Annotated in this window: 25 protein-coding genes and 1 other RNA gene; 10 read left to right on the top strand and 16 right to left on the bottom strand. The window is 58.8% G+C overall.

Going from position 1 to position 21,383, the window contains the following annotated elements; genetic code table 11:
* Nucleotides 1–6 precede the first annotated feature (6 nt).
* Both GS611_RS00480 and GS611_RS00475 read right to left on the bottom strand, forming a co-directional pair.
* Complete coding sequence (locus GS611_RS00480) at nt 7–1,785, bottom strand: SLC13 family permease (RefSeq protein WP_171630849.1); 1,779 nt, start codon at nt 1,783–1,785, stop codon at nt 7–9.
* Between the two features lie 87 nt (nt 1,786–1,872).
* Entirely contained in the window at nt 1,873–2,688 is an 816-nt protein-coding gene (locus tag GS611_RS00475) for a TIGR00282 family metallophosphoesterase (protein WP_171114781.1), read from the bottom strand.
* A 133-nt stretch (nt 2,689–2,821) separates the two neighbouring features.
* Between GS611_RS00475 and GS611_RS00470 the strand changes: the two genes are divergently transcribed.
* Nucleotides 2,822–3,049, top strand: coding sequence for a DUF333 domain-containing protein (locus GS611_RS00470; RefSeq protein WP_224853568.1), 228 nt, complete (start codon nt 2,822–2,824; stop codon nt 3,047–3,049).
* Between the two features lie 3 nt (nt 3,050–3,052).
* Here GS611_RS00470 and GS611_RS00465 read toward each other — a convergent pair whose 3' ends face one another.
* The gene (locus GS611_RS00465) at nt 3,053–3,610 is read right to left on the bottom strand and encodes a 5-formyltetrahydrofolate cyclo-ligase (RefSeq protein WP_171630847.1); all 558 of its coding nucleotides are present in this window, start codon (nt 3,608–3,610) and stop codon (nt 3,053–3,055) included.
* Nucleotides 3,607–5,001, bottom strand: a complete 1,395-nt coding sequence (gene mgtE, locus GS611_RS00460; protein ID WP_171630845.1) for a magnesium transporter — start codon at nt 4,999–5,001, stop codon at nt 3,607–3,609. Before mgtE ends, GS611_RS00465 begins: the two co-directional genes overlap by 4 nt.
* 136 nt (nt 5,002–5,137) lie before the next feature.
* Here mgtE and guaD point away from each other — a divergent pair, with 136 nt between their 5' ends.
* Nucleotides 5,138–6,424, top strand: a complete 1,287-nt coding sequence (guaD, locus tag GS611_RS00455; protein WP_171630843.1) for a guanine deaminase — start codon at nt 5,138–5,140, stop codon at nt 6,422–6,424.
* Here guaD and GS611_RS00450 read toward each other — a convergent pair.
* The 3 genes from GS611_RS00450 to GS611_RS00440 all read right to left on the bottom strand — a co-directional run bounded on the left by GS611_RS00450 (nt 6,421) and on the right by GS611_RS00440 (nt 9,073).
* Nucleotides 6,421–7,755, bottom strand: a complete 1,335-nt coding sequence (locus GS611_RS00450; protein WP_171630841.1) for an 8-oxoguanine deaminase — start codon at nt 7,753–7,755, stop codon at nt 6,421–6,423. The two genes, guaD and GS611_RS00450, sit on opposite strands and share 4 nt — an antisense overlap.
* 114 nt (nt 7,756–7,869) lie before the next feature.
* A complete protein-coding gene (hisN, locus tag GS611_RS00445; protein WP_171630839.1) occupies nt 7,870–8,661 on the bottom strand; it encodes a histidinol-phosphatase in 792 nt (263 codons plus the stop codon).
* A gap of 40 nt (nt 8,662–8,701) precedes the next feature.
* Nucleotides 8,702–9,073: a helix-turn-helix domain-containing protein gene (locus tag GS611_RS00440; RefSeq protein WP_152458749.1), complete on the bottom strand. Its 372-nt coding sequence runs from the start codon at nt 9,071–9,073 to the stop codon at nt 8,702–8,704.
* Nucleotides 9,074–9,412: 339 nt separating this feature from the next.
* On the opposite strand from GS611_RS00440, the gene GS611_RS00435 reads away from it, so the two are divergent.
* Complete coding sequence (locus GS611_RS00435) at nt 9,413–10,369, top strand: NADPH:quinone oxidoreductase family protein (RefSeq protein WP_171630837.1); 957 nt, start codon at nt 9,413–9,415, stop codon at nt 10,367–10,369.
* A 6-nt stretch (nt 10,370–10,375) separates the two neighbouring features.
* Here GS611_RS00435 and GS611_RS00430 read toward each other — a convergent pair whose 3' ends face one another.
* Nucleotides 10,376–11,257: a LysR family transcriptional regulator gene (locus GS611_RS00430; RefSeq protein WP_171630835.1), complete on the bottom strand. Its 882-nt coding sequence runs from the start codon at nt 11,255–11,257 to the stop codon at nt 10,376–10,378.
* A 124-nt stretch (nt 11,258–11,381) separates the two neighbouring features.
* Between GS611_RS00430 and GS611_RS00425 the strand changes: the two genes are divergently transcribed.
* Together GS611_RS00425 and GS611_RS00420 are read left to right on the top strand one after the other, a co-directional pair.
* The gene (locus GS611_RS00425; RefSeq protein ID WP_171630833.1) at nt 11,382–11,591 is read left to right on the top strand and encodes a DUF1127 domain-containing protein; all 210 of its coding nucleotides are present in this window, start codon (nt 11,382–11,384) and stop codon (nt 11,589–11,591) included.
* 184 nt (nt 11,592–11,775) lie between these two features.
* Complete coding sequence (locus GS611_RS00420; protein WP_171630830.1) at nt 11,776–12,552, top strand: Bax inhibitor-1/YccA family protein; 777 nt, start codon at nt 11,776–11,778, stop codon at nt 12,550–12,552.
* A 120-nt stretch (nt 12,553–12,672) separates the two neighbouring features.
* Here GS611_RS00420 and GS611_RS00415 read toward each other — a convergent pair whose 3' ends face one another.
* The 3 genes from GS611_RS00415 to GS611_RS00405 form a co-directional block, all read right to left on the bottom strand.
* Nucleotides 12,673–13,179 (bottom strand): hypothetical protein, encoded by a 507-nt coding sequence (locus GS611_RS00415; protein WP_171630828.1) that lies wholly within the window; start codon nt 13,177–13,179, stop codon nt 12,673–12,675.
* Nucleotides 13,180–13,387: 208 nt separating this feature from the next.
* Nucleotides 13,388–13,555 carry a 50S ribosomal protein L33 gene (gene rpmG / locus GS611_RS00410; RefSeq protein ID WP_037309480.1) on the bottom strand — a complete coding sequence of 56 codons (168 nt, stop codon included), beginning with the start codon at nt 13,553–13,555 and terminating at the stop codon, nt 13,388–13,390.
* 127 nt (nt 13,556–13,682) lie between these two features.
* A complete protein-coding gene (locus tag GS611_RS00405) occupies nt 13,683–14,390 on the bottom strand; it encodes a DUF533 domain-containing protein (RefSeq protein ID WP_171630826.1) in 708 nt (235 codons plus the stop codon).
* Between the two features lie 278 nt (nt 14,391–14,668).
* Between GS611_RS00405 and GS611_RS00400 the strand changes: the two genes are divergently transcribed.
* The 3 genes from GS611_RS00400 to GS611_RS00390 all read left to right on the top strand — a co-directional run bounded on the left by GS611_RS00400 (nt 14,669) and on the right by GS611_RS00390 (nt 16,560).
* Nucleotides 14,669–15,304, top strand: coding sequence for a DUF1326 domain-containing protein (locus GS611_RS00400; RefSeq protein ID WP_171630824.1), 636 nt, complete (start codon nt 14,669–14,671; stop codon nt 15,302–15,304).
* 13 nt (nt 15,305–15,317) lie between these two features.
* On the top strand, nt 15,318–16,160 hold the full coding sequence (locus GS611_RS00395; protein WP_171630822.1) for a DUF2182 domain-containing protein: 843 nt from the start codon (nt 15,318–15,320) through the stop codon (nt 16,158–16,160).
* A gap of 67 nt (nt 16,161–16,227) precedes the next feature.
* Complete coding sequence (locus GS611_RS00390; protein WP_171630821.1) at nt 16,228–16,560, top strand: GYD domain-containing protein; 333 nt, start codon at nt 16,228–16,230, stop codon at nt 16,558–16,560.
* Between the two features lie 6 nt (nt 16,561–16,566).
* On the opposite strand, the gene rnpB is transcribed toward GS611_RS00390, so the two are convergent.
* The 5 genes from rnpB to gatC all read right to left on the bottom strand — a co-directional run bounded on the left by rnpB (nt 16,567) and on the right by gatC (nt 20,273).
* An RNA gene (rnpB, locus tag GS611_RS00385) (RNase P RNA component class A) lies at nt 16,567–16,966 on the bottom strand.
* 124 nt (nt 16,967–17,090) lie between these two features.
* A complete protein-coding gene (locus tag GS611_RS00380; protein WP_253284938.1) occupies nt 17,091–17,801 on the bottom strand; it encodes an N-acetylmuramoyl-L-alanine amidase in 711 nt (236 codons plus the stop codon).
* Nucleotides 17,752–18,456 carry a hypothetical protein gene (locus GS611_RS00375; protein WP_171630819.1) on the bottom strand — a complete coding sequence of 235 codons (705 nt, stop codon included), beginning with the start codon at nt 18,454–18,456 and terminating at the stop codon, nt 17,752–17,754. The genes GS611_RS00380 and GS611_RS00375 overlap by 50 nt, the downstream gene beginning before the upstream one ends.
* Before the next feature lie 38 nt (nt 18,457–18,494).
* Complete coding sequence (gene gatA / locus GS611_RS00370) at nt 18,495–19,982, bottom strand: Asp-tRNA(Asn)/Glu-tRNA(Gln) amidotransferase subunit GatA (RefSeq protein WP_171630817.1); 1,488 nt, start codon at nt 19,980–19,982, stop codon at nt 18,495–18,497.
* A gap of 3 nt (nt 19,983–19,985) precedes the next feature.
* Nucleotides 19,986–20,273: an Asp-tRNA(Asn)/Glu-tRNA(Gln) amidotransferase subunit GatC gene (gene gatC / locus GS611_RS00365; protein ID WP_117868236.1), complete on the bottom strand. Its 288-nt coding sequence runs from the start codon at nt 20,271–20,273 to the stop codon at nt 19,986–19,988.
* A 226-nt stretch (nt 20,274–20,499) separates the two neighbouring features.
* Here gatC and GS611_RS00360 point away from each other — a divergent pair, with 226 nt between their 5' ends.
* Together GS611_RS00360 and GS611_RS00355 are read left to right on the top strand one after the other, a co-directional pair.
* Nucleotides 20,500–20,658, top strand: coding sequence for a hypothetical protein (locus GS611_RS00360; protein WP_170343617.1), 159 nt, complete (start codon nt 20,500–20,502; stop codon nt 20,656–20,658).
* A gap of 156 nt (nt 20,659–20,814) precedes the next feature.
* Nucleotides 20,815–21,378, top strand: a complete 564-nt coding sequence (locus GS611_RS00355; RefSeq protein WP_171630815.1) for a DUF4202 domain-containing protein — start codon at nt 20,815–20,817, stop codon at nt 21,376–21,378.
* Nucleotides 21,379–21,383: the final 5 nt, after the last annotated feature.

The raw sequence follows: 21,383 nt of genomic DNA, 5'->3' as shown, positions 1-21,383 counted from the left end.
CCGATGTCATAACGGCCAGATCAACGGGATCAGCAGAGACGCCAACAATCCGACCGTCAGGTTCAGCGGCACACCGACCTTCATGAAGTCGGTGAACCTGTAGCCCCCGGGGCCATAGACCATCATGTTCGTCTGGTATCCGATCGGAGTTGCAAAAGACGCCGAGGCCGCCACCATGACCGCGACGACCAGTGGGCGCGGATCTATTCCGACCGCCTGAGCCAGACCGATGGCGATCGGGGTGACCACAACCGCCACGGCGTTATTGGAAACCAGTTCCGTCAGCACCGAGGTCAGCAGGTAAATCGCCCAGATAATCAGGAATGGCGGCAAGACACTGAGCCCCGGCGCAACGGCCTCGACGATCAGAGAAACCGCGCCCGAACTGTCCAGTGCAGCCCCAATGCCCAGCATCGCAAAGATCAACGCCAACAGGCGACCTTCCACAAAAGAAAACGCCTCATCCGCATCGATACAACGGGTCAACAGAACCACGGCGCAGGCCACAATCGACAACAACAGGATGGGCGCAATGCCCAGCGCGGCAAGGGCAACAATCCCTACAAGAGCCCCAATCGCAATCGGTGCGTGGCTGCGACGGAAGGCACGAGCCGATGGCTGGGTGACGTCCACCATGTCCATTTCCGCCGCCAGCCGCTGGATATCCGCCGGGGCACCTTCCAAAAGCAGCGTATCCCCAACCCTGACCACCAAGTCATCCAGTTGACGACCGATATTCTGGTTGCGGCGGTGCACCGCCAGCACGTAAACGCCATAACGACGCCGAAGCCGCATCATCCCAAGGGTCCGACCCACCAGACGGCATCCGGGCGTGATCAACACCTCAACCGTCTTGGTTTCAACGGCCGATACCTGATCCACGCGCTTGAGTTCCCTGTTGCGCTGAAGGCTCAGAAGCTCGGTCATCTCGGTGCGTAGAACCACCCGGTCGCCGACCTTAAGTTCGACGCCTTTCAGGTTGCGCCGCAACGACTCATCCCCCCGGATGACATCGATCAGACGCACGCCGGGGCGTTTGAACAACTGCACGCCGGTCACTTCGCGCCCGATCAGGTTGCTGTCCGGCGGAATGACGGCCTCGGTAAAGAACTTCATCTTGGACCGGTCGCTGAGCAGCGACGCCATGCTGTCCCGCTCGGGCAACAGTTTCGGCGCGATGAACCGCAAATAGATCATGCCGTAGATCACCAGCGCGATCCCCAGCGGCGTGACTTCGAAAATCGTAAAGGGTTTCATCCCCTGCGCGCGGGCCACACCATCGACCAGCAGGTTGGTGGACGTGCCGATCAATGTCAGCGTGCCGCCCAGAATGGCCGCATAACTCAGCGGAATCAGCAATTTGGACGCGGGAACATTCAGGGTGCGGGCGATTTGCACAAAGACCGGTATCATCACCACGACCACTGGCGTATTCGAAACCACCGCCGAGGCCAGCACGACAAACCCCATGAGCAAAGCGATTGCGACACGCGGGTTCACCTGAGCTTGCTTTTGCGCGGTCGAGGTGAACGAATCCAGGGCTCCGGTCCGCACCAAAGCCCCCATGATGATGAACATCGCCGCAATCGTCCAGGGTGCCGGGTTGGACAGAACTGCAAGCGCACTCTGATAGGGCAGAATGCCGGTTACAAGCATCAGTGAGACACCGCCAATGGCCACGACTTCGGTCGGATAAACCTCGCGCAGGAACATGATAAACATGCCCGCAACGATGACCAGCGCCAGAACTGCGCTTCCTGTGTCTGTCAGTGAAAGGAAATTCATTCGTGGTATTCTGTCCGAACCCGGGCCCAAGCGCCTGATGACATGCAGTTTCACGCATTGCGCCCGACAGAGCAAGCCTGACGATGACTATTCGGGCCCGGCTTGTTCCAGGCGCCCTCCGACGCGCACCATGCGCACGGTTTTGGCTTGTCCGTCACGATCATCGGTTTCCACGAACACGCCGCTTAGTGTGGCTTCGCCGTTTGCAGGGGTAAAGCGCGCCTTGGGCATGCCGGTGATGAACCGGCGCATGGGCTCCTGCTTGTCCATGCCGATGACCGAATCGTAATCTCCGCACATGCCCGCATCGGTCAAATACGCAGTGCCCCCCGGCAGAATCTGGGAATCCGCCGTCGGGACATGGGTATGCGTTCCCACCACAAGGCTTGCACGTTTGTCGCAGTAGTGCCCCATCGCCATCTTCTCGGACGTGGCCTCGCAATGCATGTCCACGATGATCGCCTGCGCCTGCCCGCCTCTGGGATGAGATTTCAGGATCGGTTCGATAGCCGAGAACGGATCGTCGAACGGGCGTTTCATAAAGACCTGACCCAGCACCTGAACCACCAGAACCTTGCGCCCCCCCGGGGCCGTGAACAGCCGATGACCCCGCCCCGGCGCTCCTTTGGCGAAATTGACGGGTCGTATGATGCGCTGTTCCTTCTCGATGAATTGCAGCATGTCTTTCTGGTCGAACGCATGATCGCCCAGCGTCAGGCAATCCGCTCCGGCGTCGAGCAACAGCCTGGCGTGATCTCCGGTCAGCCCCATGCCGTTCGACGCGTTTTCGCCATTGACCACGACAAAATCCAGCCGCCATTCGTCGCGCAGGCGCGGCAAATGCTGCTGAACGGCAGCGCGTCCCGCGCGCCCCATGACATCACCAAGAAACAGAATCCTCATGATCCGGGTCGTAGGGGCTGTACTTGGCAATAACAAGGCGGAAGCGTGAAATTAACGGCAGACTTGGGGGTTGAAATCAAATTCTGCCGTGGCAATGTTTCGATACGTCTCTTGAATACAGAAGGAATTCTTCGTGAAGTCGTCAATTGTTCTGACCGGCTGCCTTTTGGCGGCAACTGCTGCCGCTGCCGAAGGCACCAAGACATCCATGCCCAACCCCGCCGCGACCTTTTGCATTGAAAACGACGGGACCTACCAGCTTCGTAAAAACGAAGACGGCAGTGTCTATGGCGTCTGCATCCTGAAGGACGGCACCGAGGTGGATGCTTGGGATTACTTGCGCAGCCATTTCGAGCAATAGCAGCTAGAAGGTCAGCACGCGGCTTTCCGTGACAACCATATCTAGCGGTTGGTCGGTTGGCTCGAGCGGCAGGTCCGCAGCCTCTTGCGCATCAAAAGCAAAACCGATGGCAAGCGTCGGGCGTTTGGCGCGCAGACCTTCCAGCGTTCGGTCATAAAACCCGCCGCCATACCCCAGGCGGCCACCATTTGCGTCGAAGGCGACCAGTGGAACGATCAGAATTTCGGGGTCGAAATAGTCATCCACCTGGGGCACTTTTGCACCGAACGGGCCGTCCTTAAGCACACCGTCCGGCGTCCAGCGAGAGAATTTCAGCGGCTGACCGGCTGCCTGAATGACAGGTACCCCCACCGGGCCATAAGCCGATGCTTCGGCCATCGCAGGCACCGGGTCGATCTCGGTCCGGATCGGCATGTAACCTGACAGGGGCACGCCGCGATAGCCTGCCAGAACCTCGGACAAGCGCCCGGCTGCGCCCGGCAAGCGGGCATCAAACGCGGCCTTGCGGCGGGCAAATGCCGCTTTGCGCGCTGCGGCTTTGATATCGGTCAGATCGGTCACAGTAGCACCACGCTGGCAAGCCCAAGAAATATGAAGAAACCCATGACATCCGTCGTGGTTGTCACAAAGGTTCCTGAAGCCAGAGCCGGGTCAATTCCCAGACGATCCAGCACCACCGGTACTACCGTACCTGCGAACCCGGCGATGATCATATTCACGACCAAGGCCGACCCGATCACGACACCCAGCAGCGGGGAATCGAACCACAGCATCCCCACGGTCCCCAACACGATGGCAAAGCAGAGCCCATTCAGCATCCCCACCAGCAGTTCCCGCCTGATAACGCGCATCACGTTCGAATTTGTCAGGTCGCGCGTCGCCAGCGCACGCACCGCCACGGTGAGCGATTGTGTTCCTGCATTGCCGCCCATTGACGCAACGATCGGCATCAGGATGGCCAGCGCGACCAATTGATCAATTGCCGCCTCGAATTGCGAAATCACCAAAGAGGCACAAATCGCCGTGCACAGATTCACCGCCAACCAGGGCAACCTTCGCCGGCTGGTTGCCGCCACACTGTCAGACAACGAGCTTTCGTCGCCAACGCCGGCAAGACGCAGAATGTCCTCTTCGTGCTCTTCATCCAGAACGACCATCGCGTCGTCAATGGTGATGACACCGACCAAACGACCATCCGCATCCACCACCGGGGCCGAGATCAGGTGATACTGGTTGAAGGCATAAGCCACGTCTTCCTCATCCTGATCGACGGGGATGATGTGAAACTCTTCTTCTGCCAGATCAATCAGCGGCACTTCACGACGCGCCGCCATAAGCTTGCCCAACGTCACCTGAGCAACCGGTTTCAGGCGCGGATCGACCAGAACGACATGATAGAACTGCTCGGGCAAATCGTCATTGGCGCGCATGAAGTCGATAGCTTGCCCGACGCTCCAATGTTCCGGCGCCATGACGACTTCCCGCTGCATGAGACGACCGGCCGAGTTCTCGGGGTAGGACAGTGCCTGCTCGGCTGCGATCCTTTCGGAAACCTCCAATGCGTCCAGAATGGCTTCCTGCTGCGGTTCCTCAAGGTCTTCCAGCAGGTCAACGACATCGTCGCTTTCCATCTCGCGCACGGCTTCGGCCAGAACATCCGGGTTCAGAACAGAGATCACCTCTTCACGAACCGATTCATCCAGTTCAGACAGGATGTCGCCGTCGAACTCTTTGTCATACAGGCGGATCAGGCGCGCCCGGTCAAACGGATTGATCTGTTCAAGAAGGTCGGCAATGTCGGCCGAGTGCAGCGGCTCCATCAACTCAACCAGCTTGTCGCGGTCGTCTATGTCCACCGCGTACAGAATTGCCGCTACAGCCTTGGGGTCCAACGCATAGGCGTCTTCATCCCGGGGCTGATCGTGTCCGGCTTCGTCTCTGCCTGTCGTCATGCTCTGCCCCTTTTTTACGATTTGCCCTTAAATAGAAGAAGCAGCTACCGGAAAACAATGACAATGCGCCGATTTACCCACTTCTTTCGTCCGCCTATGCTGGTGTGCGGTTCCAAACAGGTGGAGAACAGGGAAAATGGCGCAAAAGACGCTTTTGAAAGGGCGTGTTCTGAGTTTCACAGGATCACCCTTCGACGGAGAGCCGACCGAGGCGACCCGGCTGGACGAAGCGGTCGTGATCGAACACGGGCGAATTGCAGAGGTCGGCACCGCCGATGCGCTGAATAAAGCCCATCCTGACGCAGTCACGAAGGATCACGGAACGCGCCTGATCATGGCTGGGTTCGTCGATCCACATGTGCATTATCCACAGACAGCGATGATCGCCAGCTGGGGCAAACGGCTGATCGACTGGCTGAACACCTACACCTTCCCGGAAGAGATGAAGTTCGGCGATTTCGACTATGCGACCGAGATCGCCAACCGGTATCTGGACCTGACGACCGCCCACGGCACCACGACTATGTGCAGTTTTTGCACGATTCACCCTGAAAGCGTCGATGCCTTCTTCACCGCGGCGCAACAGCGTGGGCAGCGTGTCGTCGCCGGCAAGACCTGCATGGACCGGAACGCGCCCGAAGGGCTGCGCGACACCGCGCAGACGGCTTACGACCAATCCGCCGCCCTGCTGGAAAAATGGCATCGCGTCGACCGCTTGTCCTATGCGATCACGCCGCGCTTTTCACCGACCTCGACCCCGGAACAGCTCGAGGCCATGGGCGCGCTTTGGGCCGAGCATCCCCATTGTCTCATGCAAACCCACCTGAGCGAGCAAACAGATGAAATCGAATGGGTTCGATCCCTGTTCCCTGAAGCAAGGGATTATCTGGATACCTACGAGAAATTCGGCCTGTTGGGCCAGAACGGCCTGTATGGCCACGTCATCCATCTGGAAGACCGGGAACGGGATCGGCTGCGCGAGGTCGATGCCTCTTTGATCCATTGCCCCACGTCGAACACCTTCATCGGATCGGGATTGTTTGACATGAACGGGCTGATCCATGACGGCCACCGGATCGGTCTGGCCACGGATACCGGCGGCGGGTCCAGCTTTTCGATGCTGCGCACCATGGCCGCCGCTTATGAGATCGGCCAATTGCGCGGCCGTCCCCTGCATCCGGCGCAATTGCTGTGGTTGGGCACGGTCGGATCCGCCCGAAGCCTGCGTATGGACGACTGCATCGGCAACATCGCTCAAGGGATGGAGGCGGATCTGGTGGTAATCGACCTCGCCTCGACCCCCGCCATCGCCCAGCGCGAGGCCCATGCAGAAGATGTTTGGGAAGCGATCTTCCCAACCATCATGATGGGCGATGATCGCGCCGTGGCTGAGGTCTGGATCGGCGGACAACAGGCGGCTTAGGCCTGCAACGCCCGGGCAAGCGTGTTCTGGCGTTCGATCACGCGGGGCAGATCGATGGTCGTTATGTGCCCGTCACGCACGATCTGGCGGCCTTCGACGAACAGATGTTTCACAGACATCGGCCCCGCCAGAAGCAGCGCCGCCGGATCCCAACTGCCCGCGCTTTCGATGCCGCGGGTATCCCACACAGCAATATCGGCTCGTTTTCCGGGCATCAGCCGTCCACAATCGGGACGTCCCAACACATCCGCGCCGCCGCGCGTCGCGATCTCGAGCGCTTCGCGAGCCGACATGGCATCTGCACCATTGGCGACCCGTTGCAGCAACATGGCCTGGCGCGCCTCAAGCATGAGGTTGCCATTGTCATTGCTGGCCGATCCATCGGCGCCGAGGCCGACCTTGACACCCGCATCGCGCATCGCCCGCACCGGTGCGATACCCGATCCGAGGCGGCAATTTGAACAGGGGCAATGGGCCACGCCTGTTTCCGAGCGCGAGAACAGATCAATCTCGGCCCCGTCCAGCTTGACGCAATGGGCGTGCCAGACATCCGGGCCGGTCCAGCCCAGTTCCTCGGCATATTGCCCCGGGCGGCAGCCGAATTGCGCCTGCGAATAGGCGATATCCTCATCATTCTCGGCCAGATGGGTATGCAACATCACGCCCTTGTCCCGCGCCAGCAACGCCGCATCGCGCATCAGGTCGCGGCTGACGGAAAATGGTGAACACGGGGCAAGGCCAACGCGGCACATGGACCCCTCCGACGGGTCGTGAAACGCGTCCACGACACGTACCATGTCGTCCAGAATAGCGGCTTCGTTTTCCACCAGGTGATCCGGCGGCAAGCCCCCGTCGCTCTCGCCGATGCTCATCGCGCCGCGTGTCGGATGAAACCGCATCCCCAACTCGGACGCGGCCGCGATCGTATCCTCAAGCCGCGCGCCGTTGGGATAGAGGTAAAGGTGATCGGAACTGAGCGTGCACCCCGACAGCGCCAGTTCGGCCAAACCGATCTGAGCCGAGGTGAACATTTCCTCCGGCCCGAAACGCGACCAGATCGGATAGAGCGTTTGCAGCCACCCAAACAGCAGCGCATCCTGCCCGCCCGGCACCGCCCGTGTCAGGGTTTGGTAAAGATGGTGGTGGGTATTCACCAGGCCAGGCGTCACCAGACAACCTGAAACATCATGCACCTCACCCTGTGTTTCCAGTCGCTGCCCGATCCGCGCAATCTGCCCGTCGCGGACCAGAATATCGGCCTTGGACAATTCCTGCCGGGACTCGTCCATCGTCAGGATCAGATCAGCATTCTTGAGTAGGGTTTCCGTCATTTCGCGCTCCTGCATCTGCCCGTCTCATGCAAGAAGTGCGTCGGCCGGTGGAAAACGGGCGCAAGAACCGGCCATCACCGGTGTAGTTGCCTTTGATGCGCCGGGCAACAGAATTCAGAATTGGCGGAGTATCTCAAGCGCTGCGGCGTGAAGGTCAGCGTTTGCTGCGGCCAGGGCCCGGCCGCCTTGATGTGCGGGGCCGCCCTGCCAATCGGTCACAATACCGCCGGCCGCCTGAATAACGGCAATCGGCGCTTGGATATCATAGGAATTCAAGCCCGCCTCGATCACCAAATCCGCCTGCCCGGCAGCCAGAAGCGCATAGGCATAGCAATCCATTCCATAGCGCGTCAGCTGTACCTGCTCGGACACCGCCTGAAACCCTGCGCGGTCCTTCGGGGTTCCAACCTCAGGGAACGTGGTAAACAAAGTCGCCTGATCCAGCGCCCTGGTATCGCGCGTGTGCATTCTTCTGGTGCCCTGCGGACCGGTCATGTGAGCACCGGAAGACGATCCGACAAAGCGCTCTCCGATATACGGCTGATCGATTACACCCATAAAAGGCCCGTCCTGATCACTCAGCGCAATCAGAACACCCCAGGTTGGCGTGCCGCTGATAAACCCGCGGGTCCCATCGATGGGGTCCAGTACCCAGGTGCGGCCACTGGTGCCCGTATGCGCGCCGAACTCTTCGCCCAGCACACCGTCATCCGGGCGCCGCCGCGCCAGAACGTCCCGCATCGCCTGTTCAGCGGCACGATCAGCCACTGTGACCGGGTCGAACCCATCGGCCAGCTTGTTCGTAGTTTCCAGATTTGTTTGACGAAAAAAGGGGAGTATGGCCTCACGCGCAGCTTCGGCCATTTCTTCGGCAATTTCGATATCGCTCTGTGTCGTCGGTTGCATGACCCTGAGGTGCGAGCAATCCGCGACAAAGTCAAGTCAGTCAGGCAACGTCGCTGAGAACCCGCGCCAGCTCGAACAGGCGGCGACGCTGATTTTCCGGAATCGCATAGTAAGAGCGCACCAGATCCAAAGCCTCTTTGTCACCCATCAAGTCGGCAGGGACGGATTTCTTGTCCGCATCGCCTTTCTGGGCTTCTTCCAGACCTTCGAAGAAAAAGCTGACCGGAACATCCAGCGCCTCGGCGATGTCCCACAGGCGGGATGCGCTGATTCGGTTGGCACCGGTCTCATATTTCTGGATTTGCTGAAACTTGATACCAACTTGCTGCGCCAACTGCTGCTGGGTCATCCCAATCAGCCAGCGGCGATGCCGAACGCGCTTGCCCACATGGACATCGACGTGATGAGTCATTGGTATTCTCCTATACTACACAAACATCTGCACGGGATTTTGCGACGTCCGATATCGCAGTTTTAGAGAGCTCCCCTTAACCGCTCCCTAATACGGACTGTACCGCCCCCCGTTTACAGCACTGATTATCTATAATGCCGGTTTTGAGATTTTTTTCAAGCTGGTTGAATCGAACGCCCCTGACAGGGATTTGTGGTTGTATTACCCAAAGCCTTTACAGAACCGTGTTCCTGCAACTGAATCCTCCTTCAAAATCGGGTGCCTTTTGCGCCCGCGCAGCAAACGGATTGACTTTTCTGACGGCACACGCGCCTATGTCGGAAACTCTTGAGGAACAATATGCGGGCCTATTGCATTCCATCCGACGGGGCGCCTGCCCAGCTTTGTGACGTGAAAATACCCGAGCCGGGCGAAGGTCAGGTGCGGGTCGCGATAAAAGCTTGCGGCCTGAATTTCGCCGATCTGCTGATGCAGACGGGCGCGTATCAGGACACGCCACCTGCCCCATTCACCCTGGGCATGGAGATCGCCGGTATCGTGGAGACAGTCGGGCCTGGCGTTTCAACGCTCAGCCCAGGCGACCGGATCGCAGTCTATTCCGGTCAGGGTGGGTTGGCCGAGTACGGTGTATTCGACGCGGATCGTGCGATCGTGCTGCCGGACGACACCGGATTCGAAGACGCCGCCGCCATCCAGATCGCATATGCCACCAGTCACATGGCCCTGGATCACAGGGCACGCCTGCAACCGGGTGAAACCCTTCTGGTCACCGGCGCAGCGGGAGGCGTCGGCCTGACTGCCGTCGAAATCGGCAAGCTCATGGGCGCCACGGTCATCGCGCAGGCGCGCGGCGAGAACAAGCTTGCCGTTGCCCTTGCCGCTGGTGCCGATCATCTGATCGATGCTTCCGAAGACCTGCGCGAGCGGGTCAAATCGCTGGGTGGCGCAGATGTCGTCTATGACGTCATCGGCGGGGATATTTTCAAGGCCGCATTCAGGGCCACCAATCCCGAAGGGCGTTTGCTGCCCATCGGATTCGCCGGGGGCGATATCCCGCAGATTCCGGCCAATCATCTGCTGGTCAAAAACCTGACCGTGATCGGGGTGTATATCGGCGGCTATCTGAAGTTCCGCCCCGAAGCTGTGCGCAACAGTTTTGACACCCTGTTCAAGTGGCATTCTGAGGGCAGGATAAAACCGCATATCAGTCATGTTCTGCCCCTTGAAGATGTCGCACATGCAATGCAGTTGCTGAAAGAGCGCAAGTCGACGGGCAAGATCGTGATCACGCCCTGATCGCGATCATCCAACCACGGCCCGCAACTGGGTACCGCCCAGCAATCTGAAGTTCTGTCGCACCAACTGTGCCAGAGCTTCGACAACCGCATCCCGGCCCTGCTCACCACCGTAGAGGTTGATCATGTGTGCAGGTAGATCCGGCAGGGCCCCACCCGAGTCGATCTGTTCAAGATGTGCGGCCTCGGTTCCGTCCAGCATTGCGTGAACCGCAAGATCGGCACTGACCGTGGCTTCTATGGTACGGTCGTTTTCGGTTTCCACGGACAGCTCCCACGGTATTCCGGCCGCATCCAGTGCCGATATGACCTGCGGTCTGAACAAGCAGCGCCGCCCCAGCGCCAGAGGCAACGGGCGCTTGCGCCATGCGGACCCGCCCGGCGCGCCGATCCAGCGCAACGGCAGCTCTGCGATGGTCTCTGCGCCATCGGCCGAAGACGGTTCGGTCGTCAGGATCACATCACATTCGCCCCGCTTGAACATGTCTTTCAATTGCAGTGAATAGGACGACACCAACTGCACCCTGACGCGGGGAAAATCGGCATTGAACCGTTGCAGGACCCGGGGAATCGCGGGGTAGACGATGTCATGGGGAACGCCCAGAACCACTTCGCCCTCAAAGGCCTGATCGGTGAGTTTTGAGATTACCTCGTCATTCAGGGCAATCATGCGGCGCGCGTAGGCCAGCAGCTGCTCACCGGATGCGGTCAATGCAATTGTCCTGCCGCTTCGGTCCAGCAACTCCAGGCCCAGCAGCTCCTCCAGCCGCTTCAGCTGCATGGACACCGCAGACTGCGTCAGGTGCAGAAATCCGGCGGCGCGGGTTACACCGCCCTGATCCGCCACCGCCACAAAAGATCGCAGGGTTGTAATGTCCAGATTTCGCATCTTCACGATTCCTTATGCGTTCCATCAATAATATTCGTTTTAAAAATATGTCATACTCACCCATATCAATCAAGGAAATTGATGACACCCATCGAAACCATCAAAAATTCGGAAAGGACACGTTATGACTCAACTCGCAATCCATAATCCCTGCAAACCAGCCAAACGTTCTTTGGTGTCCCTGATCTCACAAGCGTTCGAACTGTCCAGACAGCGGCGAAAGCTGGCACAGCTGGATGCCGCCGTGCTGGACGATATCGGAGTCACCCGCGAGGAAGCATCCGCAGAAGCAAAACGCTTTTTCTGGGATGCACCTCAATTCTGGAAAAGGTAACTGTGACTCTCATATTTTTATGGCGATGGGCGACCGTGGGTCGCCTGTTGGCATTTTTGTTGCGTGTTTTAGTCGGTTTTCGCCCGGAATCTCTTGAAACACAGCCCCTTGTTGCCGATATTTAGAGGGAAAACCGCCCCGCTCTGCCGGGGCGCTGTAACTTGACGACTAGGGAGACCCTTTGATGGCACAATTCGACACGATCCGGACGGCATCCGGCGCGCGCGCCGCCGAGATTGATCAGGGCCTGCGCGCCCACATGAACAAAGTCTACGGCACGATGTCCGTCGGCATGCTGATCACCTTTGCAGCGGCCTGGGCAATTGCCGGTCTGGCAACCACAACCGATCCGTCGGCAGCCGCCGCTCAACTGAGCGAAAGCAAGTACCTGACGTCGTTTGGTTACTCGCTGTTTGCGTCGCCTCTGAGATGGGTCATCATGTTTGCCCCGCTGCTGTTTGTCTTTGGCTTTAGCGCCGGGATCAATCGTATGTCGGCCGCGGCTGCCCAGCTGGTGTTCTACACCTTTGCTGCGGTCATGGGTGTCTCGATCAGCTGGATTTTCCTTGTGTTCACCGGTGAATCGATCATTCAGGTGTTCCTGATCACTGCAATCGCCTTTGCCGGTCTGTCGCTTTATGGCTACACGACCAAGAAAGACCTGTCGGCAATGGGCACATTCCTGATCATGGGTGTGATCGGCCTGATTGTCGCCTCGATCGTGAATATCTTCATCGCCTCGTCGGCGATGGCGTTTGCGATCTCGGTTCTGGGCGTACTGATCTTTGCCGGCCTGACAGCCTATGACACGCAGAACATCAAAAACACCTATCTGCAAATGGCCCATTCGGGCGATCAAGAATGGTTGGGCAAAGCCGCGATCATGGGCGCGCTGAGCCTGTATCTGGACTTTATCAACATGTTCATGTTCCTGCTGCAACTGTTCGGCAATCGAGAATAAGCGACCGGAATAGCCGACTTCCAAGGGCGGGCCTTACGGGTCCGCCTTTTTGTTTGCCGTAAACCAAACAAAAACCCCCGCCGAATTCGGCGGGGGTTTTGGACTTGAGAGAGAAATCTGTTAGCTGCAATTCAGCGGAACGGCAAAGCCCGAGCTCTTTTCCGAGGTGCCTTTGCGGTAGACCTGACCAGCCGGCAGACAGCCGGTAAAACGCTCTGCTTCTTCCGCAAAGCCTACACCGACCGAATTGTCGACCTTCACACTGTTAGAGCGCGTACGCAGCACACCAAATAAGGTGCCGTTGACGCTGACAGTGCTGAGGAACAGGTTTGTGTCGCTTCCTTGCAGTTGAACAGCAGTGTTTGGCGTCTGCCCGCCATTGTCTATTGCAACCGAAGCCACCTTGGACGGGTCAACCTCATCACTCAAAAGCGTGACTGTCCGCAGTTCCGCCAGCTCTGCCGGAACGTTGGTCGCGTCTGGCAGAAAGGCGACGGCCCCGGGTACGTCCGAAATCGTGCGCGGTTCGCCATCGATTCCAGTAAACCCGACACCTTCGCGGTTAAACGGGTCTTCACAGGCCGCTAGGGTCAGAACGGCAATTGTGGATAACAAGATTTTTTTCATGGCGGTCAACATTTTGTGGCGGTTTGCTGAAGCGTACTTGCAGGTTCCCATAAAAAGCAAGCCGCAGGGGATGCGATTGTCCCAAACGCTGATGCGCCACTGCAACGGACCGCCGCAGCCTGCCATCCGCCGAAATCAGGAAACCGGAACTGAAAAAGGGCTCTGTGCAACAGAGCCCTTTTTCGGACTTTCCAAATGGAATGGCAGATTACTTGATCTTGCCTTCCTTGTACTCGACATGCTTGCGAACGACCGGGTCGTATTTACGAATGGTCATTTTCTCAGTCATGGTGCGCGCGTTCTTCTTGGTCACATAGAAGTGGCCCGTGCCCGCGGTCGAGTTCAGACGGATCTTGATTGTCGTCGGCTTCGCCATGGTTATCTCCTGCGTCCGAAAAGGCAGGGGCCTTTCGGTTGAATTCCTATGAGCGTGCGCTTTTACGCGCTGCACCGCCTATGTCAAGGCCAATCGGATGATACAGGCACAGGAATCTGATGCAGGTTCAACTAGGCAAGGTTGGCGCGCCCATATACGTGTGAATCTGGTCCCTTTCCGCGTCGGAAAGACCCAGAGCGGTGGACAATTGCCGCAGGTAAGACGCCTCGCGCGCATTGTCCAGACGGATCGCAGCCAGGGAAGTTGCATAGATCTGCGTCTTGAGCGGCGCACCAGAATCAGCCGCCAATCCCATGACGTCAATCGGTGCGTTCAGCTGCTCTTGCACGAATGCGCGCTCTTCCTCGCTGACATCATCGCCCAATTCACCCAGGATGATTTCCTTTTCCTGTTCGTCAAGTTCACCATCTGCCTTGGCAGCCTGAATCATTGCGCGCAGCATGAGTTTTGCCTGCTCTTCCATCGCTGCACCCGCGGGCGTGCCGCCGAACACGGTTTCCATCATGTCACCTGTGTGTTGATTGGCAGTTTTGGCAGCCCCTTGCATGGCGTTCAACAACCCACCCAAACCAGCGGCTCCGGCTGTGCTGCCGCCAACCCCCATCTTGCTCATCATGTCCTGCAAGCCTGACGCGCCACCGGGCAGACCAAATTGTTCTGCCATTTTGCCCAACTGATCCATGCCCAAACCACCGCCGGCACCTTGCATCATGTCTTGCAGTCCGGCCATGCCGCCCATCTTCTGATATTTTTCCATGCCCTTGGCCGCAGCAAATCCAATGGCCACGGACGCCAGCGTTTTCATAAAGCTCATAATCAACCTCCCATATCTTCAAATTGGTTCCGAAAGTCTAACAGCCGAATGCAATCCCGAATACCGTGCTCAACCTGAACGCGACCGGCCCTTAGCCCGGCGCACGATAAAGCCCAAAGAAGGCATGTAATTTGCGATCTTGTTTGTACATATCACAGATTCGTGATAGGTTCGCCCATCCAAGAAGCCGAATTCAGGCTCGAAGGCCGAGGCAGCGTGAATGCGTTAAACCTGCAACGAGCAGAGTTGTTTTAGGCGACTTTTCTTGGGGGGCTATCATGACAGAATGGGCTATTCAGGCCGAAGAACTGGCCAATTGCAATTGCAACTTTGGTTGCCCGTGTCAGTTCAGCGTACTGCCGTCACACGGCAATTGCGAGGCGGTTGTGGTCTTTGACATTCAAAGCGGTCACTACGGTGAAACTGATCTGGGCGGTCTTCGGGCGGCAGGGGTCTATCATTGGCCGGGACCAATTCATGAGGGCAACGGTCAGATGCAGCTGATCATTGATGACAGCGCGACAGCTGAACAGCGGGCTGCGTTGCAAGCAATCATGACCGGTCAGGATACTGATGAAATGGCCACGTTCTGGTATGTCTTCAGCGCCATGGCGCCTTTGAAACATGAAACTCTGTTTGTTCCGATTGAACTGGACTGGAACCGCGAAGAGCGCAGCGGATACGCCAAAGTTACCGGAGTTTTCGATGTTGAGGTCAATCCGATCCCTCATATCGTATCGGGCGCACCTCACCGCGCGTCGATACAGTTGCCGAATGGCTTTGAATACCGCCATGCCGAGGCGGCATCAGGCAGTGCGACTACAACGGGTGGTCAGATCCGGCTGACCTTTGACACAACCCATGCTCATCTGGCGCATCTGAACATCTCGGGCCATGGCGTCTTGGGCGCATAATCAGAGAACACCCATGACCAAACAGAACGCATCGCCCCGGGGCGGGACGGTTGAGTGGTTGCTGAGACAGGACAGCGCGATTGTTCTGGGAAGCGTTCTTCTGATCATCCTCGGTGCAACCTGGTACACGATAGCTGGCGTCGGGATGAACATGTCCGCGGTCGAGATGACCCGGATGGCCGGCCCTGTCGGAGACCCGATGCAAATGGGCCCGGCAGCAGCGTGGAGCGCAAGCTATGCCTTGCTGATTTTTCTGATGTGGTGGGTCATGATGATCGCCATGATGACCCCAAGCGCTGCGCCTGCCGTTCTTCTGTTCATCGCGGTCAAGCGGACAGGGCCTGAAAAGCACCGGACGGTTGCGTTCAGCCTGTGGTTTTTATCCGGCTATCTGGTGGCCTGGGGGGCGTTCAGCCTGATTGCAACCGCATTGCAATGGGGGTTGGAACAAATCGGGTTGTCCGACGGGCCGATGATGACGATTAGTTCGGGTGTCTTCGCAGGAGGCATCCTGCTGGCGGCTGGCGCCTATCAGTTTTCAGCTTTGAAAAACGCATGTCTGCGCCACTGTCAGAGCCCCGCACGTTTTCTGGCCGATCACAACCGACCCGGAACATTCGGTGCATTCCGCACCGGTATCCTGCACGGCACGTATTGTCTGGGATGCTGCTGGGCACTGATGCTGCTGCTTTTCGTCGGAGGGATCATGAACCTCTACTGGATTGTCGGAATTGCCGCGTACGTCGCGCTGGAAAAGCTTCTGCCCGGGGCCCGGTGGCTTGTGCCGGTGACAGGTTTTGCGCTGATCGGCGCTGGCCTTTGGTTCATCACGGCACTGTTGTTTTCTGGCACCTGATTTTGAACGGCCCTGGGGTCGGCTGACTTGAAGACCCAAAAACGATTTGATGTAACAGGAGGTATCAATGCCCATTTTCATTACTTACGCATCTTACTCGCAAGCCGGTGTCAAAGGCATGTTGCAGAAACCCGAGAACCGCACCGGCCCCGTGAAAGCCTTGCTGGAGAAAGTCGGCGGCAGACTGCTGTCCTTCTACATGACAACCGGGGGCAATGACGTGGTCGTGATCAGCGAAGCGCCGGATGGCACGGACGCCGTGGCCGTAGGCATGGCTGTCGCGGCGTCGGGCGCGGTGACCAACATAGAAACAGTACGTGCCTGGACGGCTGACGAGTTCGTCTCAGTCGCGGAGAAGGCCGCGAAGCTGACAGGGGCGTACACACCGCCCGGAGGATAAGGGAATACGCGCGGAGGGCCTGTAAGCCGGATCTTGTTCCGGGGTTGCCCCCTTCGATGACCATTCCTCTAGGCCGTGCATTGCTGCGCGGCTCAAGCTGCCAACCCGGTCCCTCTCGGCCAAGACGCGCTTAGCGGTGGTATCGGCGGACGCCGACCTTCCCGCGCGGGGACCCTATTTGGCATTGCTCCCGGTGGGGCTTGCCGTGCCGCCCCTGTTGCCAGAGGCGCGGTGGGCTCTTACCCCACCGTTTCACCCTCACCCTGAACCTAGGTTCCGGGCGGTCTGATTTCTGTGGCGCTTTCCGTCGGGTTGCCCCGCCCGGGCGTTACCCGGCACCGTTGTCTTGTGGAGTCCGGACTTTCCTCTCGGGCCTTGCGACCCCAGCGGCCATCCGGCCCTCCGCGCGTGGGTTGGGTAGGCTCTGCGGTCGGCGGCGTCAAGGGTGGATGGTTCAGAGAAGGGGCCAGCCCCTTCTTGGCCTGCGGCCAATTCAACCCCGGGATATTTTCAGCCAGATGAAGTGCGGATCAGGTGTGCGGGATCAACGGTGCAAGGTCGGCTTGCTGCAAAGGCCCCCTGCCCCATGGGCGGTATCGAAGGCGGACGGCATGCAACAGCGTATCATCGTCTACGTCAGCGCTGAAACCGGCGGCCCGAGCCAGGCTTCGGAACTGGCCCTTTGATGCAGTTTGCGGACCAGCGGCATATCCGCGGGGCGCGGCCAGCAGGTTACGCTCGAGCCGCAACCAGTCAAATCGCAGACCGGGGTCAAATTTGCGCCCGGGTGCCATGTCCGAATGGCCGATAACACCGTTTGGCAAGATGGCCCAACGGTGCATTATCTGGCGCAACAGCTGTTCCAACCGGTGCATCTGGGGTTCAGGGAACGGATGCTTGCCGGCGTTGTCCAGCTCGATGCCTATGGAACGAGAGTTGATGTCGGTCTGACCGTGCCACTCCCCTGCCCCAGCATGCCAGGCACGTTCTTCTTCGCGCACCATCTGCCACAGCGTGCCATCATTGCCGACCAGGTAATGGGCCGAGACCTCGGCCTTTGGGTCGCACAGGCGATCCAGAGCCGCCTGCGCGCTGTCCATCGCCGTGTAATGGATCACGATCAAGGATGGTGTCAGACCATCTCGGCGTTCACCAAAATTGGGTGACGGATGCCAGATCGGGTTCAGGGGGTCAGTTGCTGACGGCACTGCGGAACGGGCTCGGGTCCCAGCCACACGCATAGCCATCCCCATCCGGGTCCAGACCTTTGCGGTCGCGCTGGGGGCCGCCATTGGACAGAAACTCGATCTGAGCCTGATCAGGGGATGGGAATTGCGCGCAGTTCCTCTGAGCCTTGGCCTGAAGGTTGAAGCCCGAGCGGCTGTAGAGTTGCACACCTACCGGATTGGACGTGCTCAGCGCATATTGCACAATGTTTGTCTGGCCGCTCGCCGTGCGCTCGCGCACTGCCGTCGGGGCCACGATTTCGTAGGTCTGGCGGTTCTGCTCGATCCGGGCGGCGTCGGATTCAATGCTGCGGCGTTCGGACACGGCGGCAAAATCCTGTTCATCCGAAATCACGCCAGTGTTCGCCACGGGAACCGCCGTGGCTGCGGCTGGGTTTTGGCCAGATGTGCTGGCCAATGCCGCCGCGGCCTGGTTGGCGATATCCGCGTTTTCACCCGTGGCAACAGGCGCCGTACCAGGGGTGCCCAGCGGTTGTTGTGAAACTTCGACCGGGGCCAGCAGAGGGTTGCCGGCCACGCCCTGACCTGCCAATTGAGCCTCGCGCTGCGCCTGGTATTCAGGCGTGTTGAAACCCGTGCTGGTCAGCGGTGCGACATCCGTGCACGCCGCTGCCAGTGCAAGAGCGGGGACCAAAAGCAAAACGCGCATAGTTTGGCTCCGTGTCTAGTGCTTCAGTTGCCCGAGGCTTACCACCATTTCCCGGGCTTGGCCACAAAACCGGCCGCGTTTTCCAGCGCATAGGCGGTATTGAGCAGGTCGCCTTCTTCCCAGGGACGTCCGATCAGCTGCAATCCCAGCGGAAGACCTTGTGTGTCCAGCCCTGCGGGGACCGAGACACCGGGCAGTCCGGCCAGGTTCACGGTCACGGTGAAGACATCGTTCAAATACATTTGAACAGGATCTGCTTCGGTCATTTCGCCCAGACCGAAGGCCGCCGATGGGGTTGCCGGGGTCAGGATGGCGTCGACACCGGCCGCGAACACGTCTTCGAAGTCTTTCTTGATCAGCGTGCGCACCTTGCGGGCACGGTTGTAATAGGCGTCATAGAAACCAGCCGACAGAACATAGGTGCCAACCATGACCCGGCGCTGCACTTCGTGGCCAAAGCCCTCGGCGCGGGTTTTTTCGTACATCTCGGTGATGCCATCACCCTGCGCCATCTGTGCACGATGCCCATAGCGGACACCGTCATAGCGGGCGAGGTTCGAAGACGCCTCGGCCGGGGCGATCACATAGTAGGCAGGCAGCGCATACTTGGTGTGCGGCAGCGAGATATCGACAATCTCGGCCCCCGCATCCTTCAGCATCGCGGCACCATCGGCCCAGAGCTTTTCGATCTCGGTGGGCATGCCGTCCATGCGGTATTCCTTGGGGATACCGATCTTCTTGCCCTTGATGTCGCCAGTCAACATCGCTTCGAAATTCGGGACGGCCAGGTCCGCACTGGTCGAATCCTTGGCGTCATGGCCGCACATGGTTTCCAGCATGATCGCGGCGTCGCGGACGTTCTTGGTCATCGGACCGGCCTGATCCAGCGAGGACGCAAACGCCACAATGCCCCAGCGCGAGCATCGGCCATAGGTCGGCTTGATGCCGGTGATCCCGACAAAAGCCGCGGGCTGGCGGATGGAACCGCCGGTATCAGTGCCCGTTGCCGCAAGGCACAGGTCGGCGGCCACAGCGGCCGCGGACCCGCCCGACGAACCGCCCGGTGTCAGCTGCGCATCATCGTTGCCACGACGCCACGGGCTGACCGCGTTGCCATAGACCGATGTTTCGTTGGACGAGCCCATGGCGAATTCGTCCATGTTCAGCTTGCCCAGCATGACTGCGCCTGCGTCGGCCAGTTGCTGTGACACGGTGGATTCGTATTCCGGCTTGAAGCCTTCAAGAATGCCCGACGCGGCTTGTGACGGCACGCCCTTGGTGCAGAACAGGTCCTTGATGCCGATCGGCAGGCCACACATTGACGGAGCGTCCCCGCCCTTGATCCGTTCATCCGCAGCCTTGGCGCGCTCCATCGCGATCTCGGGCGTCTTGTGGACGAATGCGTTCAGCGCATCTGCTTCATCAATGGCTTTCAAGCAGGCTTCTGTCAGCTCAACAGAGGTGACGTCGCCGGCTCGCAACGCGTCGCGGGCCTCGGCCAGGCCCAATTTGTTCAGATCGCTCATGTCTTACTCCACCACTTTGGGGACTGCGAAGAACCCTTCGCGGGCGTCGGGGGCGTTGGCCAGAATCTTGTCCTGCTGATTGCCATCGGTGACTTCGTCCTGACGACGCTTGAGGCGCATGGGTGTGACCGAAACCATCGGCTCGACACCTTCCACATCCACTTCGTTCAGCTGTTCGATGAACCCAAGGATGGTGTTGAACTCGGATGCCAGCGCCGGCAGCGCGTCATCCTCGACCTTGATCCGGGCCAGTTTGGCCACTTTGGCGGCGGTGCTTTGGTCAATCGACATCGGCTTCCCTCATCTACGTTAGGGGGCGTTTACCCGTCTGCAGCGGCAGTCGCAAGACCGGGGTGCCTTGGGCAGGTCCGAGTTTGGAATCCCCCCTCTTATGAGGCTATTCAAAACTGAATGACTGGTATGCAAAAAAGTAAACCGAATAGTTCATTATCGATCTTGAAAACTGTACTGTACTGTTCATTTTATTTATGCGACATAACGCAAACCGGAGAAAAACATGAAACCCCTGATAACAGCCGCAGTCTTGTCCGCCACGATTTTGGCCGCACCGGCCATGGCTTTGGGTATCGACACAAGCAACCTGACACGCACGTTGACCTTCCCGTCCCCTATCGCGGAACCGGTCACGCAGGATCAGGTTAAACCTGCCAAGTAACGCGCAGGTCCAAGCCGGGTCAGATATCCCCTCTCTGACCCGGCTGTTTTGCATTTTCGAGGATGCACATCCCTGAGCAAGCCGCTAGCATGACGTCGAATACAGAACAGAACTGCGCCGAGGTTTCGTAGTTCAGGCAAGCCAGTGGAGCAGATGATGAGCGCGCAAAAACAAGCGGTTCTGGACGCAATCGACGCAGCCAATGCAAATGACCCCAACCAAGACGAGGGCCGCCCCGCGGCACTGTTGTATGGCGAACGCATGAGTGCCGAGCTGGGCCGCCTGTTTCCGGATGCTTCCGACGCCCTTCAAATCGCCGCGCGCGGTCAGCATGTGGAACGTTGGAAACTTGCCCGCAGTGAATACCCCGAAGGCCGGGTTGGATATCTGTCATGGCGCAAGGCGCAGGGCGAACACCATTCCGACGTGGTCATGGGGTTGATGGCCCGCGAAGGTTACGATTCAGAACAGATCGAGGCCGCAGGGCGCATGTTGCGCAAACAAGGCATCAAGCGCGACGCGGAAGTGCAGGCGTTGGAAGACGTGATCTGCTTTGTGTTTCTGAAATGGTATTTCCAGCCCTTTGCCGCAAAACACTCGGCCGAGAAAATCCAGAGCATCGTTGAAAAAACGGCCCGCAAGATGTCGCCCGAAGGCCGCGCTCGGGTGTTGAGCGAATTTGATCTGCCCGACCATCTGGCCGCAGCCTTTCAGAACTAGAATCG

This window comes from Ruegeria sp. HKCCD6119 (assembly GCF_013110585.1).
In the GTDB taxonomy this organism is placed as follows: domain Bacteria; phylum Pseudomonadota; class Alphaproteobacteria; order Rhodobacterales; family Rhodobacteraceae; genus Ruegeria.
Note: the sequence above shows the minus strand (reverse complement) of the source record. Positions and strands in the feature narration are given on the sequence as shown.